Origin of the sequence: Nocardia sp. NBC_00403 (assembly GCF_036046055.1) — a bacterium.
GTDB lineage: Bacteria > Actinomycetota > Actinomycetes > Mycobacteriales > Mycobacteriaceae > Nocardia.
The window spans coordinates 4368232-4382139 of record NZ_CP107939.1 but is presented as its reverse complement, the minus strand read 5'-3'; the positions used below and the strand labels follow the sequence as shown (position 1 = coordinate 4382139).

14 protein-coding genes are annotated in these 13908 nt (G+C 64.1%); 9 read left to right on the top strand and 5 right to left on the bottom strand.

Features of this window, described 5'->3' with window-relative positions; translation table 11 throughout:
- Window positions 1-26: 26 nt before the first annotated feature.
- Window positions 27-668, bottom strand: a complete 642-nt coding sequence (locus OHQ90_RS19420) for a DedA family protein (RefSeq protein ID WP_328399422.1) — start codon at window positions 666-668, stop codon at window positions 27-29.
- A gap of 88 nt (window positions 669-756) precedes the next feature.
- Between OHQ90_RS19420 and OHQ90_RS19415 the strand changes: the two genes are divergently transcribed.
- Together OHQ90_RS19415 and OHQ90_RS19410 are read left to right on the top strand one after the other, a co-directional pair.
- On the top strand, window positions 757-1605 hold the full coding sequence (locus OHQ90_RS19415; protein WP_328399420.1) for an enoyl-CoA hydratase/isomerase family protein: 849 nt from the start codon (window positions 757-759) through the stop codon (window positions 1603-1605).
- Window positions 1602-2228, top strand: coding sequence for a TetR family transcriptional regulator (locus tag OHQ90_RS19410; protein ID WP_328399418.1), 627 nt, complete (start codon window positions 1602-1604; stop codon window positions 2226-2228). Before OHQ90_RS19415 ends, OHQ90_RS19410 begins: the two co-directional genes overlap by 4 nt.
- Here OHQ90_RS19410 and OHQ90_RS19405 read toward each other — a convergent pair.
- A complete protein-coding gene (locus OHQ90_RS19405) occupies window positions 2225-3559 on the bottom strand; it encodes a lipase family protein (RefSeq protein WP_328399416.1) in 1335 nt (444 codons plus the stop codon). The two genes, OHQ90_RS19410 and OHQ90_RS19405, sit on opposite strands and share 4 nt — an antisense overlap.
- A gap of 797 nt (window positions 3560-4356) precedes the next feature.
- Here OHQ90_RS19405 and OHQ90_RS19400 point away from each other — a divergent pair.
- Complete coding sequence (locus OHQ90_RS19400) at window positions 4357-4980, top strand: sigma-70 family RNA polymerase sigma factor (RefSeq protein WP_328399414.1); 624 nt, start codon at window positions 4357-4359, stop codon at window positions 4978-4980.
- A gap of 1241 nt (window positions 4981-6221) precedes the next feature.
- Here OHQ90_RS19400 and OHQ90_RS19395 read toward each other — a convergent pair.
- Window positions 6222-6878 carry a SanA/YdcF family protein gene (locus OHQ90_RS19395; RefSeq protein WP_328399412.1) on the bottom strand — a complete coding sequence of 219 codons (657 nt, stop codon included), beginning with the start codon at window positions 6876-6878 and terminating at the stop codon, window positions 6222-6224.
- Window positions 6879-7040: 162 nt separating this feature from the next.
- On the opposite strand from OHQ90_RS19395, the gene OHQ90_RS19390 reads away from it, so the two are divergent.
- From OHQ90_RS19390 to OHQ90_RS19375, 4 genes are read left to right on the top strand one after another with little or no spacing between them, the layout of a single operon-like run.
- Entirely contained in the window at window positions 7041-8882 is a 1842-nt protein-coding gene (locus OHQ90_RS19390; protein ID WP_328399410.1) for a hypothetical protein, read from the top strand.
- Complete coding sequence (locus OHQ90_RS19385; protein ID WP_328399408.1) at window positions 8879-9067, top strand: hypothetical protein; 189 nt, start codon at window positions 8879-8881, stop codon at window positions 9065-9067. Before OHQ90_RS19390 ends, OHQ90_RS19385 begins: the two co-directional genes overlap by 4 nt.
- Window positions 9067-9444, top strand: coding sequence for a hypothetical protein (locus OHQ90_RS19380; protein WP_328399406.1), 378 nt, complete (start codon window positions 9067-9069; stop codon window positions 9442-9444). The genes OHQ90_RS19385 and OHQ90_RS19380 overlap by 1 nt, the downstream gene beginning before the upstream one ends.
- A complete protein-coding gene (locus OHQ90_RS19375) occupies window positions 9441-10778 on the top strand; it encodes a hypothetical protein (protein ID WP_328399404.1) in 1338 nt (445 codons plus the stop codon). The genes OHQ90_RS19380 and OHQ90_RS19375 overlap by 4 nt, the downstream gene beginning before the upstream one ends.
- Window positions 10779-10822: 44 nt before the next feature.
- On the opposite strand, the gene OHQ90_RS19370 is transcribed toward OHQ90_RS19375, so the two are convergent.
- Window positions 10823-11128 (bottom strand): hypothetical protein, encoded by a 306-nt coding sequence (locus tag OHQ90_RS19370; RefSeq protein ID WP_328399402.1) that lies wholly within the window; start codon window positions 11126-11128, stop codon window positions 10823-10825.
- A 323-nt stretch (window positions 11129-11451) separates the two neighbouring features.
- Here OHQ90_RS19370 and OHQ90_RS19365 point away from each other — a divergent pair, with 323 nt between their 5' ends.
- The gene (locus OHQ90_RS19365; RefSeq protein WP_328399400.1) at window positions 11452-11748 is read left to right on the top strand and encodes a hypothetical protein; all 297 of its coding nucleotides are present in this window, start codon (window positions 11452-11454) and stop codon (window positions 11746-11748) included.
- 58 nt (window positions 11749-11806) lie between these two features.
- On the opposite strand, the gene OHQ90_RS19360 is transcribed toward OHQ90_RS19365, so the two are convergent.
- Window positions 11807-12382, bottom strand: coding sequence for a GNAT family N-acetyltransferase (locus OHQ90_RS19360; protein WP_328399398.1), 576 nt, complete (start codon window positions 12380-12382; stop codon window positions 11807-11809).
- A 164-nt stretch (window positions 12383-12546) separates the two neighbouring features.
- On the opposite strand from OHQ90_RS19360, the gene OHQ90_RS19355 reads away from it, so the two are divergent.
- Entirely contained in the window at window positions 12547-13854 is a 1308-nt protein-coding gene (locus OHQ90_RS19355) for a transcriptional regulator (protein ID WP_328399396.1), read from the top strand.
- The last annotated feature ends 54 nt before the right edge of the window (window positions 13855-13908 follow it).

Genomic DNA, 13908 nt, shown 5'->3' with positions numbered 1-13908 from the left:
TGCGGGCGCCTCGCCGACGGGCTCCGTCATCGCCGCTGGCCCTGAGTGCATTTCGCGCTGTGCGCAGTCCGGTTGCCCGACGCTTGCAGCCTGCGTCCCACTTCGCCGAGCACGACGACCGTCGTCACGAGGACCAGGGCGAAGGAGAAACCGGCGAGCGGTGAATCCTGGAAGGTGTTGCCGCCGAAGTAGCCGAGCAGCGCACCCGATATACCCCACAGCACAGCTCCGATGATGTCGAATGCGGTGAAGGTTCGTGGTGGGACGCCGACCGCCCCCGCGGTGAGCGTCATGATCGACCGCATGCCGGGCAGGAACCGGCCGATCACGATGAAGACCGGTCCGCGACGCTCCAGCACGCTCACGATCCAGCCAACCGCCCGGTGCCGCTTGGTTCCCACCGGAATCTTGCGCAGCAGCGGCCGTCCCGCGTGCCTGCCGATCCGAAAGCTCACGTGGTCGCCGACCGCCGCGCCGGCCGACGCGGCGAGGATGAGCAACCCGATGTTCGGACGACCGGTCGCCGCGAAACCGCCCGAGACGAGCAGCACGACTTCGCTGGGGAATACCGGGAGGACTCCGTCCAGCCCGGCGACAGCGAAAACAACGAGATAGACCAAGGGCGAGCCCATTACGTCGCGCGCCAGATCCAGCAGCTGATCATTCATGCCAAAATGATACTCATATCATTTGTTACTAGTATCATTTTGGCAATGGGCGGAGGACGCTCACCCACGAGCACCGAGAGGATCCACCGTGACCGAGAACCTGTCGCCGTTCGACGGCCGCGCGGCATACACGCCCTTCGAGGAGTACGCCGAGCGGTACCGCGAGTTTTTCGTGATGACCCGCCGCAACGGCATCATCGAGCTGAGGATGCACACCGACGGCGGACCGTTCCAGCACAGCTGGCGCGGCCACAACGCCTGGCATCGCGTGTGGACCGAGGTCGGCAACGACCCGGAGAACGAGGTCGTCATCATCACCGGAACCGGCGATTGGTGGCATACCGGCGACCCGTCGCAGCTGTGGCACACGCCCTTCCCCGACTGGACCATCGACAGTCAGCTGAAGATGTACGACGACATGGTGCTGCTGCTACAGAACCTCTTGTTCGCCATCGACATACCGACGATCGCCGCCGTCAACGGGCCGGGGACCCATTGCGAATTCGCGACCGCCTGCGATATCACACTCTGCGTCGAGGACGCCGATTTCTTCGACCCGCACTTCCTCGCCGGTGGCGTCCCCGGCGACGGCATGGCACTGACCTTGCAGCGCACCATCGGGGTCAAGCGCGCGTCCTACTACATGTACACAGGTGAGCCGATAAGTGGCCGCACCGCAATGGAATTAGGCTTGGTCAACGAAATCCTCCGCCGGGATCGACTACTGCCGAGGGCGTGGCAGATCGCCGAAATGATCATGGCGCGACCGCGCGGCTCACGCCGGCTGACGCACGCGATCGCGACCCGTCCATGGAAGCGCGCCCTCGTCGAAGACCTCGGGTTCCACGCTGCGCACCAACTCTGGGGTATGACAATGGGCGAAGCAGGCGACCTCGATAAACTGCGCACAATGAACAGCCGGTTCGGTACCTCGTGACGTCACCAGATCGTTCGACCCCGGCAACGGGGTCGCACCGCGAACGGAAGAAGGCGCTGGCACAGGCCACGCTGCAACGCGAAGCACTACGGCTGTTCCGCGAACAGGGCTACACCGCAACCACCGTCGACCAGATCGCTGCCGCCGCGGGCGTGTCACGCGTGACCTTCTTCCGCTACTTCCCAGCCAAGGCCGACGTCGTGCTGCACGACGTCGCCGACCTCGCGGTGATCGCCGCACTCCCGGACAACCTCGAAGGCATCAATCCCGTTCGGGCACTTCGTGACACAGTGCGCGCACTGACCGACTCGGCAACACCCGCCGACAGGGCCATCAGCGCGGAACGCGAACATCTCCTGCGCACCGTCCCCGAACTCCGCGCTAGGGTGCCCGCACAGATGGCCGCCGCGATCCCGCTGCTCGCGGGTGAGCTGGCCGAACGCCTCGGCCTGCCCGCTCCCGACCTACCGACCACCACCCTCGCCGGCGCCATCATCGGCGTCGCGATCGCAGCATGGACTGCAGCGGCTGACGACCTGTCGGAAGGATTCATGCAGCGCCACCGACAATTGCTCGACGACTGCCTCGCGCTGCTGGAGAACGGGATGACGAGCCCGAACTAGCTACCCGGGAGGCCAGTGCTGCCCAGGATCCGGGAGTCCGCCTTGAACCGAGGACCCGGCGCAAGACCACGCAGGACCGCGCTGGTCCACGCCACCGCCGGCGGCCATCCCGCGGCCGCGTTGGTGATGTGCTCCGGCAGCGGCATCGTGTAGAACCGTAGATCGGCGCCACGATTCCAGTACTCGTCGACCACCGGCAGCACCACCGACGGCGGTATCAACTCGTCCCACATCCCATGCCACCAGAAGAGGGGACTGTCCGGAATCTGCTGACCGAGACTTTGCTCCGTCAGCACCTGCATGACCTCGGGAATGGATTCCAACGTCTTGCCCGGCTGGTAGTAGTCGCTGATCGGCCGATACATTCCGGTCAGCGCAATGGTGTAGACGCAGCGGCTCTGCACATCGTGCAGAATGCGTTGGCCCTCCTCGGTCAGCAGCTTCTTCGCGTCGAATACCTCAGGGAATTCACGCGATAGGCCCGCGAAACCGAGCCACATGGTGAAGTTGCTGATTCCGGTGAGTCCGGGTTGCCGCATGGTCGCGTAGCGCGCCTGTAACCGCAGATCACCGGGTGTGCCGCCGATAGCGGTACCCAGCAGTCGCACATCGGGAGCGTATGTTCTGCGCAGCTCGGCCGCCCGGATCGAACCGGAACCGCCGCCGGAGTAGCCGTACAGCGCGATCCCCGAATCGGTAAGCCCCAGCGCCGCATCGTTTTTCATGGCACGAAGACTGTCGAGCACCATCTTGCCTTCGTCGAAGGTATTGAAGGTGTTGAACTTGCCATCGAAATCCGGGACGTTCAGCGCGAAGCCCTGCATCAGCCAATATTGCGCAAGCAGGCTTTCTTTCATGGTGCCCGTTTGCAGCGTGTACGACGGATTGCACGACGAGTCGGTCGAGTCGATCGCTTCCTGGAACGAAACAACCGGGCGGGGGCCACCGAGCCACGGAATGCCGGGAGTGATCACCGAGGTGGCGGTCGCGATGGGGTTGTCGTGCACATCGTTGCTGCGATAGAGCAGCTGCCTGGTGTCGACGGGGAACGGGATTCCCAGGATCCGAGTCTGCACCGTGCGGGTGCGAATGATCTCACCCGGCGCATATGCCGCCAAATCCGCCGGATCCGCGTACCACGGGTCCTCGTCGGGTACCGGGATCGGGAGCAGGTCGTAGAGCGACGGTTCCGCAGGCAACTGCGGCAACTGGTTTTGATCCGGCGGAAAGGCTGGAAAAGGATCGCCTGCGGCGACCCCGGCGGCCACCGAAAGGCACAGCGCCGTCAATAGCGCCGCGACCCATTTGGATCTACGGGGAACCCCGAACATATAGCCCTCACCTCGATGTATGTGATCCAGTCGTCCGATCACCGGACTGGTGACAAGTAGACCGCTGAACCAAGCTGTGACGCCATCCGCATTCCGACAGCTTCCGCTGCGACCAGTTGTGCACGTCGCCAACGGACACCGCAGCGCATCACGTACTGCCAGCGTCTCGGCCGCCGGTTCGCCTCGTGGTGGTCGCTGCCGAAGGACACGGCATGGACCTGTCGAGCGCTGACCACGACCCGAGTACGCGGCCACCGCACCGAACCGGTTCCGCAATGCCGATTCCCTGCGAATTCCATTCCAGAACAGGAGTTTCCTCGCATTCCAGAACAGGAGTTGCCGCGATATCAACTAGCACGACAACAATTGCAACTAATAATCGACCATTTCGATACCCACTCGTTACAAAAGAAGGATCCCTACTGGAAACAGGTACTGCGCTACATTCGTATTTCGCAAGGTAGAGCTCACTGATGGCAATCAGTTCATACTCGGAGTCGGCAATGCTCACAGTTTGCCCCCAGTCTGGATCAAAAAACCCACGACTGTTTACGCTGAAGCAGTAGAGTACGAATCCTCGGTCGACAAGCCCTTTCGAGCGATCACATGCAGAGCGTGATCGCTCGGGCAATCCGCCGAATTCGGGCGCGTGCTTTTATCGCTCCCCTTTCGGATCGGATTGCGGACAGCCTCGAATGCCCAGCGTCGGCGCGCATTACCAAAGGCTGCGCCAACCCCCAATGCCGACGCGCCACGAACTGGACGATAACCGAGCCGTCCGGAATGAGGAGGCAGCGATGGTCGTTATGACACCGAGCACAGCTGTTCGGACAGACGCGACACCTCGACCGTCGGACAACGGCCTTCCGATCGATCCGCGACACCGGCTCGGCGAGCTGCTCGCCGAGATCGCCGCCGGTGATCGGGCCGCCTTCACCGAGTTTTATCACGCAACCAGCCAACGGGTCTTCGGGTTCGCGGTACACATCGTGCGCAGCCGCACGATCGCGGAGGACATCACTCAGGAGGTCTATTTACAGGCCTGGACCACCGCCGATCGCTACGACCACACTCGGTCCGCCCCGCTGACCTGGCTGATGATGCTGACTCATCGGCGCGCCGTCGACCTGGTGCGAGCCGAGCAGGCGATCGTAGCCCGGGAGAACAACTACCGCAATACCGAGACCAGGCGTGGTCATGATGTCGTTGCCGAACAGGTCGACGAGCATTTCGACTACCAATCGATCCGAGACAATCTAGCGAGACTGAATGCACGCGAACGCGAATCAATCGCCCTGGCCTACTACGGCGACCGCACCTACCGCGAAGTCGCCGACCTCCTAGGAATCCCGTTACCGACCGTCAAGAGCCGCATTCGCGTCGGACTCAAGCAGCTGGAGGTATGGCTGAGCAACGAATGACGGAGAGGTGTTGCGCTACGCCCGATGGCGCGACGAATCCAACTTGACCTTCCCGCCCTCCACCAATGCTCTGAGCGCGGCAGCCTTACGATCGCAGATGTCGACGCCACAATTGCGGTGCCGCTGCATTTCGTCATGCGCCTCCGCGATCGTGAACGGTTGCGATGGAGCCTCGTGAGTCCAGGCAGCGGGCCAAATGTCGTACCGCACAACCTTTTTCGTCGGTATTCGATTCACGGCCGCAGTGCGCCTTCGCATTCCGACACCGCCGACTCCCGGCGGATGGTGCAGAGCCCGCAAATGAATCGCACTGATGGCGACCGTCACCACGAGAACCATCAAGACGACCAGAATGAAGAAAATACGTGAGTCGAGCATGGGACATCAACTTCCTGCGCACGTGACGACAGGTTGTTCGCACCGCACTGCCGTCGAGGGCGATTGATCAGTACTTCACTGTCGACCCCTTCAATTCTCCTCTCGCCGACCACAAGGGCCTTCCCGTCACAGGGAATAATCTGTCCGACGGATGACCACCTCCGCGCAGGCCACAGCCCAGGGGCGCATCGACTCCCACCCGGCAGGATCCGGACATTCACCCGCGGCAGGAGCACGATCTCGATCGGCCGACACGAAGGCGGCCGACCCGTCAGCTGGTGAATCTGAAGCTACGCCAAGACTCACCAAGGTACTTGCTGCTGCGTGAGTACAAATAGTCGGAGTTTCCCCGGCAATCAGGTTCGGAGTAGAGCGTGACAGTGGCACTCGTCTGGTTGTCAACCAAACCATTGCCAATAACTATGTTATATGTCTGATATTCGTCCGGATTTTCTATCTGCTCAGAGTATCCGTAGCCATTATTGAAGGTGAAGGTCCCGGTAGCCATGGCCTTCCTCCATTCTTGCCGTGACTGCAAACCAGTCCTACCTGCGATTTCCGACCGAAGCGTACGCCCGAATTCACAGCACGCTGCAAATCCTCAACCCCCGAATCAATAGAGCGTCTACGCCGCAATCAAGATCATTTGCCGATCCAACGCTTTACACCGCACAGTAAATCGAGTGGGACCCAACAGATTTCACTGTGCAGAATTCGCCGAGCCTGTGCCGAACACCAGCGCACGCGCACGCCCGAATGGCGCAATAGTGACTATCCCCAAAGCCGGGAAGCTGCTGACCGGGCGTTTCAGTCGAGCACCGAGATCCGGTCGGCCGATCAACTGGGCCCCGCACCCGACCTGATCAACGCAGGATCAAGCCCACTACCGCCTTGGGAGCGGCAAACCACTCGCGGATATTGTTGCGCACCACCGTCATCCGCCTGCACTCGCAGTACGCGGTCACTCCGTCGGCGTCGATCCCTTCCGCACGGCACAACGCGACAGCCCGCGGCACATGTCGATACTGAGTGACGATGATCGCGCGGTCGATATCGAACAACCGTTCGGCTCGTGCACACGTCTCCCGCGTCGACAGGCCCTCCCCATCGGAGCGCACGAGCGCTGGATCGACTCCGTGGTCGACGAGGTACCTCGTCATCGAAGCAATCTCGTCCCCCGAGGTGCCCGCCGCATCGCCGGACACCAGGATCTCGCGGGCTTTCCCGGCCCGCAACAGCTCGATCGCGACATCGAGCCGGCCCCTCAGATACGCCATCGGTGCACCATCAGGCCCCACCTTCGCCCCCGGCACGATCACCACCGGAACCGCCGGCGCCGCCGCAGGCTCGAACCTGTGCCCCGACGACATCATCCATAGCCGCACATTCGCCCCGACCACGACCAACACCAGCCCCGCCGCGAGCACAACGCCGAACTCGAGCCTCCTGTGCACCCGCCGCCCTGGCCCGCCGCCGGACTGCCCACCCCGCGCCACTACACCGACAGTTGGTTGCTTCACCAAATGAGCCTACGTGCGCAGCCCGGCGCGCTTGATGCCGTCAGGGCAGCCATGGACACCCGAAGCTATTGCGAATCTGTGCACGATCTTGCGCATATCTGTCGGATTCGTGGGCACTCGCAAGTTGGGAGAACCGGGAGTTACAGAGAAGAGCGTTGAGCGATGTCAACCTTCGCGGTGCTCGGGCGTGGTTCGGAAGGCGGCGGAGCCGCCCTGGATCAAGTCGCGTTGATGACCGGGGCCGCGCTGGTGGTCGCCGTCGCGTCGTTCTGGGTCGCGTACCTCCACCGCACCCGCAGGATCACCTGGTTGAAAACCACGGCCGATAGCCTGGGGCGGCTCGCCAATCGACCGGGCTGGGTGGCATTGCCGCTTGCGCTGTTCATCGCCACCATCAACACGGCTCTGTTGGGGTTCATCTGGGATGTGAGCCTGCACATCGGCAAGGGCCGCGATCAAGGTCCGCTGGCCAATCCGGCCCACTACTTCATCTTGGTCGGGTTGTTCTTCCTGTTCATCGCGGGCATGTCGGCCGTCGTCCTGCCGCTCGACGAGAAGCCGGGTCCGGCCGCCATCCGAATCACCCGCGACTGGCACGCGCCGGTCGGTGGCGTGCTCATGGCGGGCGCGGGGCTCTACGCCCTGATCGGCTTTCCGCTCGACGACATCTGGCATCGACTCTTCGGCCAGGATGTCACCCTCTGGGGGCCGACGCATCTGATGCTGATCGGTGGGGCGGGACTGTCGTTGATCGCGGTGCTGCTACTCGAATTCGAAGGCCGCCTCGACCGGCCCGATCCGGAACGCACCGATGGCCCGTTGCTGTGGCTGGTGCGGGCCCTCGTCTTCGGCGGACTGCTGATCGGATTATCGGTGTACCAGGTCGAATTCGACTTCGGTGTCGAGCAGTTCCGCCTCGTGTTCCAGCCGATGCTGATCGCCGCAGCGAGCACGATCGCCCTGGTCGCGGCGCGCTACACCCTCGGGCGCGGTAGCGCACTGGTCGTCGTCGCGTTCGCATTCGCGGTGCGCGGGTCCGTCGCGGTGCTGGTCGGACCGATACTCGGCGCGCCACACAATGTGTTCCCGCTGTACCTCGGCGTCGCGCTGGTGGTGGAGTCGATGGGGTTGCTGCCGCTGATCCGCAAGCCCGTGTGGTGGGGTGCGCTGACCGGGCTGGTGGCCGCCACCGCCGGTCTCTGGCTCGAATCCTTGTGGGTGCGAAGAATGTTCGTCGATCCCTGGCCCGCCGCCATGTGGCCGGAGCTGCTCTCGATGGCGGTGCCGGTCGGGATCGCGGGCGGCGCACTCGGGGCGATGCTAGGCCTCGTCTTGCGCGGCGAGCCGTTGCCGGGAGCCTCGATGCGGCGCGTCATCGTCATCGGCGCCGTGGCGATTGCCGCCCTGGCCACTGCCAACGGCCTGCGAATCCAAGTCCCCGAGAATGCCTCCGCGACAGTGCAATTGCGCGATGCCGAACCGGTGGACGGCGGGCGGACGGTGACCGCGGATGTCACGTTGTCCCCGGCCGATCTGGTGAGTGCGGATCCGGAGTGGGTGCAGATCCTCGCCTGGCAGGGCGGTATCGGCCCGACGAGCCCCGGTCGTGGACTGGTGGTCGATCGGCTGCAGCAGGTCGGTCCTGGGCACTATGTCAGCACGAAACCGGTTCCGGCCTACGGCAACTGGAAGACAATCCTTCGGGTGCACGACGCCCGCACACTGACCGCACTGCCGATCTACATGCCACATGATCGCGGCATCGACGCGGCCGGGGTTCCTGCGCTGGACCAGTTCACCCGGCCGTTCGTCGCAGAAGTCACCGTGCTGCAACGAGAACGATCTTTCGACCACCCGGCATGGCTGCTCACAACCGCGTCGATGGTCGTGCTGCTCTGCTCGCTCACCCTCATTTGGGCGTTGTCATGGGGCGCGGCTCGCATCAACCTCGCCTACCGCCGTGCCACACACACCGACGCGTCGACGCCGAGGGCACTGCGGTGAGGTACGCGCACGGTGTAGAGATTCTCGCCGATCATACTGTCCTGCTGGCTATCCCCGCGTTCGTGCCGGCGCTGGCGCTGGTGGGTGTCATCGTGGTGATCGCGGTGCGTGATCGCCGCTCCGAGGCCCGCGACGCCGCCGACGACGACGACATCGAATCCCGGTCGGAAGAGAAGGAGAACTGATGCGCGACGCCGGACGAATGCTTGCCGCGATCATTGCCGGGTCGGCGATCGTCGCCGCTTGTTCGACGACTCCCGATCCGGACCGAGCGTCACCGACCGTGCCCCCTGACGAGGTCGGCATTGCGGTGCGAATCGCTGGAGGGACGGTCACTCCCACGAACACGCGGACCGAAGCGAGGGTGTTTCAGCCGATCGTCCTTCGCGTCGACAGCGACACCAGCGAGGAACTGCATGTGCACTCCGAGCCGGGCTACACCTTTCCTGTCGAACCCCGCGCCGGGCAGGAATTCCGATTCACGGTCGTTGTGCCCGGTCGTGTCGACGTGGAACTGCACCATGCCGGTAAGACCGTGACCACGCTGCTGATTCGCCAGTGACACCGCTGGCGCACGGTATCGACGGCGCAGCCGATCTGCCGATTCCGTTGTCCTACGCACTGATCGGCGCCGCGTGGACGCTGACGTTCTCGTTCGCGGTGCTGCTGGTGGTGTGGCGGCGGCCCCGGCTGGACCCGGACTCACCCGGCGTGCTGTTGCCCACCATCGTCGGGTCGGTGGTCGATTCTCGGGTGGTTCGGGCACTGATCGCGGTGGCGAGCGTTGGTGCCGCGAGCGTGGTCGGACTGATCGTGGTATCGGGTTCGCCTTCGCCGCACCGCAATCCGCTCCCCGGTGTGGTGTACATCTACCTGTGGGTCGGGGTGATGCTGGCGTCACTGCTGCTCGGGCCGGTCTGGAAGGTGATCTCACCAGTGCGGGCAGTGCACCGATTCGGCTGTCGGATATCGGGTCGCAGTCCTGAAGACGGCTTCTTCGGGTACCCGTCGTCGTGGGGATGCCGGCCTGCGGTGCTGGGGTTGTTCACCTTCGTCTGGCTGGAACTTGCGGCACCCGATCCCGGTTCGGTTGCGGCCGTCGGCTGGTGGCTGCTCGGGTATGTGCTGATCACGGGAGCGGGTACTGTTCTTTTCGGCACGCTGTGGGCCGAGCGCGCCGACCCCTTCGAGGTCTACAGCAGTCTGCTGGCCCGACTCGGCCCGCTGGGACGCCGCCGTCCGTCGGGCGCTCTGGTCTTGCGCGCACCGCTGAACAACCTGGCCGGGACCCCGGTGCTGCCCGGGTCCGTTGCGCTTGCGGCGACGCTGTTGGGTTCCACTGCCTTCGACAGCCTCTCCGCGCTGCCCGCCTGGCGGAATCTCCGCGACTCGCTCGGCGGCGATTCGGTGGTGGTTGCCACGATGATTCGCACACTCGGACTGCTTACCGTAATCCTGGTCGTGGGAACAGTTTTCAGCCTGGCGGCCCGCGCGACCGGCGGTCTCGGCCGCGTCGAGCGGGCTCGGCTGCCCGGCCTGCTCGCCCACAGCATCACACCGATCATCGCGGGCTACGTGATCGCGCACTACCTGACCTTTCTTGTCGAGAAAGGTCAGAACACGCTGTTGCTCTTCGAAGATCCGTGGCAGCGTGGCTGGAACCTGCTCGGGCTCGCGGGCCACCGCGTGCACTATGTGCTGTCGAACCATCCCTCCGTGCTGGCCACCACCAAGGTGCTCGCTGTCCTCACCGGTCACGTACTCGGCGTCACCGCCGCCCACGACCGCTGCCTGCGCCTGCTACCGCCCGCCCATCGCGCTACCGGCCAGCTCGCCCTCATGCTGACAATGGTCGGATTCACCTTCACCGGGTTGTATCTGCTGTTCGGCGGATGAATCGATCGCGGGACCGGTAGGCGCACTACCGAAATGGTCGTTGTTCAGCCCTCGATGGTCCAGACCTTGGCCGCCGCTTCCCCGGTGAGCTTCGCGAGCAGTACGCATCGCGGAATCGTCTGGCCGGCAAAATGATCGAGCGACGGCACCACCACATGGTGCGCGTCGGCCCGCTTGAGCTCCTGCGTGAGCTCGGCGAACGCGGTGCCGTCACCTGAAGTCGATTCATGGAACGTTGCGGCGAAGCAGAGGCCCGCCTCGCGGGCGAGGGTGCTCATTGCATCCTCTAGCTCTGCACTGCGACCATCGGCCAAATCTTCACGCAAGTACCCATAGATCAACGCCTCCACCCGAACCTCCGTTGGATTGGGATCGGTGTTCTTTTGGTATGGAACACCCCGCCTTCCGTGGCGTACGGTACTCCTGCAAGGACAGATGTACTTGCAAAAGCAATATGGCGACCTTCCCACACCGACATCCAGTATGGCGAACTCCACACTGCGAATGCAGCTGTCAACCCGCGGACACCTGGATGCCCTGGCCCGCCCTCGGCGACGCTACGCTGCTTGGCTATTGGGCCGCACACCACTTGCCGAAACGATTTATCACGATATCGACGAACCTCCGCCGATTCGAGCTGACTCGAGTTCACTTCTGGCTATCCTCATGCGCCATGGACGAGATCGAACTGCAACCGCCGACAGTCGCGTCCCCACGCCACACGGGACTCATCGTGGACGTCGCCGACGTCGGCCTCGGCAACCCCATGGCCGCAACGGGCGAACCGACCCGCCCTTACATTCGCTGCACCGACAGCACCCTGCTACAGCTGCCCGAACAACTGCACGACTGGGCGATTACCGTCATCGCAACCACCCACGCCCACTTGGCCACTCGTCATCCGACGATGTTCCCCCGCCAGATCGAGTTCGGCGTCCTCGACGGCGCCATGTACGCCGAACTGCTATAGACACCCGCCGACCGCGCGCGGCAGGCAGAGCCACGTGCCGGTGGCAGGATGGGAGCGGTCAGGATCCTTGGAGCCGAGGTGTCTGCTCCCATTCATGGTTCAGCATCGCGTAGACCGCGGTATCGCTCCACTCGTTCTTGGACCACAGGTCTTGCGCATGCAAAGCTTCGCGACGCATTCCGATCCGCTCCAGAACACGGGCGGAGGCATGATTGCGCGCATCCAGCCTTGCGGTAATACGGTGCAGCGACAGCCCTTCGAACCCCAATCGCAAGAGCACGCTCGCCGCCTCGGTGGCATAACCGCGCCCTGCCGCACCCGGCGAAAACACGAATCCGATCTCACCGGTGCGGTTCTCGGCATCACGCCAGAACAAGACGACATCGCCGAGCAGCCGACCGGACGCCGCCTCCTCGACGCACAGATTGAGCGCCTGACCGACTTCGGTGAGCTCAGTTCTGGCCCATACCCCCGAGACCCGCTCGGCCACCTCGGCGCGAGACATCGGTTCGTACGGCAAATACCGACAGACTTCGGGCCGAGACTTATACGCATGCATGTCGTCGATGTCCGCGACGGTTGCCGGTCGAAGTAGGAGTCGCTCGGTCACTATCGGGTAGTCCGGTTGCAGCACGCCTTCCGACCCTAGCGGCCGCCGACCTTCGGCGGCGCCGCCACCGCGATTCACAAGCGGCTTGCGTATAGGTCGTGCATCGGTCCGCCCCAACTCCGTCACCCCTGAATAAACGATATGTGACCAGCGTTACAGTGGTTGCGAGCAAACACGAAGGAAACCGATTGAACACAGCAGCGCGCGGCAACCCCTGGGTCGCCGTCAGACCGGATGACGACCTCACGCAGTTGGCGCAACGAGTGTCGTCCGCGCACCGCTCCTTCCTCGAAGGCGTCGACCGTCCGCCGACGCCGCGCCCCGATGGCGGCTCGGTGCGTCCGGTGGTTCTCGATTCCTGGCGGCGCAGCCGCAACAACGGTGTGAACCCGGACGGCTTCGGCGATGCGGTGGATCTCGACGGTCTGGAACTGCAGCGGTATCGGGCCGCGCATCCGACGGCGCTCATCCGGCCGGTGGTGCGAAAACTGCTGGTCGAAGACGCCGCCGAGGCCGGACTGCTCGTGGCGATCAGTGACGCCGAGGGCCGATTGCTCTGGGTCGAGGGCGATTCGAGGGTCAAGGACCGGGCCCTTGCGATGAACTTCGTGGAGGGCGCGGACTGGAGCGAGGACAGGGTCGGCACCAATGCCCCCGGTACCGCACTCGCCCTCGATCACCATGTGCAGATCTTCGGGGCCGAGCACTTCAGCCGCGTCGCGCACGAGTGGAGCTGCTCGGCCGCCCCCGTGCACGATCCGCTCACCGGCCAGATCATCGGAGCCATCGACATCACCGGCGGCCCGCGCGTCGCCGCGGTGGAGGCATTGTCGCTGATCAGGGCAACTGTGCTGGCCGCTGAATCCGAGCTGCGGCTGCACCTGCTCAACTCGCCCAAGCCGCTCGATGCGGCGACGCCGCGACTGCGGGTGCTCGGCTCGGACCGTCCGTCGCTGACCCGTGACGGTGAGCGCATCCGTATGTCGCAACGACATGCCGAGATCCTGTTGCTGCTGGCCGACCACCCGGAGGGACTGAGCGCCGACCACCTCGCGATGCTGCTCGACGAATCGGAGCTGGATCCGGTGACGGTGCGGGCGGAACTGTCCCGAGTGCGCAAGCTGTTGGGCGCCAACGGTCTCGGCTCGCGACCGTATCGGCTACTGATGGAGCTCGACACCGATGTCGACGAGGTCCGACGGGCACTCGCGCGCGGCGATACGACGGCGGCGTTGCGCGCCTATCCGGGCCCGATCCTGCCCCGCTCGCTGGCGCCCGGCATCACCGAGCTGCGCGCCGAGTTGCGTGGCCGACTGCGTGCCGCCCTGCTGACGGCGGGTGATCGCAGGCTGCTCGGCCGGTGGACCAGTTCGGTCGACGGGCGCGACGACGTTGCAGCGTGGACCGCCTACCTCGCTTCCCTCGACCACCAGTCCTCGATGTATGCCCAGGTCAAATCCCAGCTGACGCTGCTCGACCACAAATTGGGCATTTGACCAGTTTTTTGCAACTGTCGTGCAACATGGACGCTCGTAGTGTTCCGGGTCACA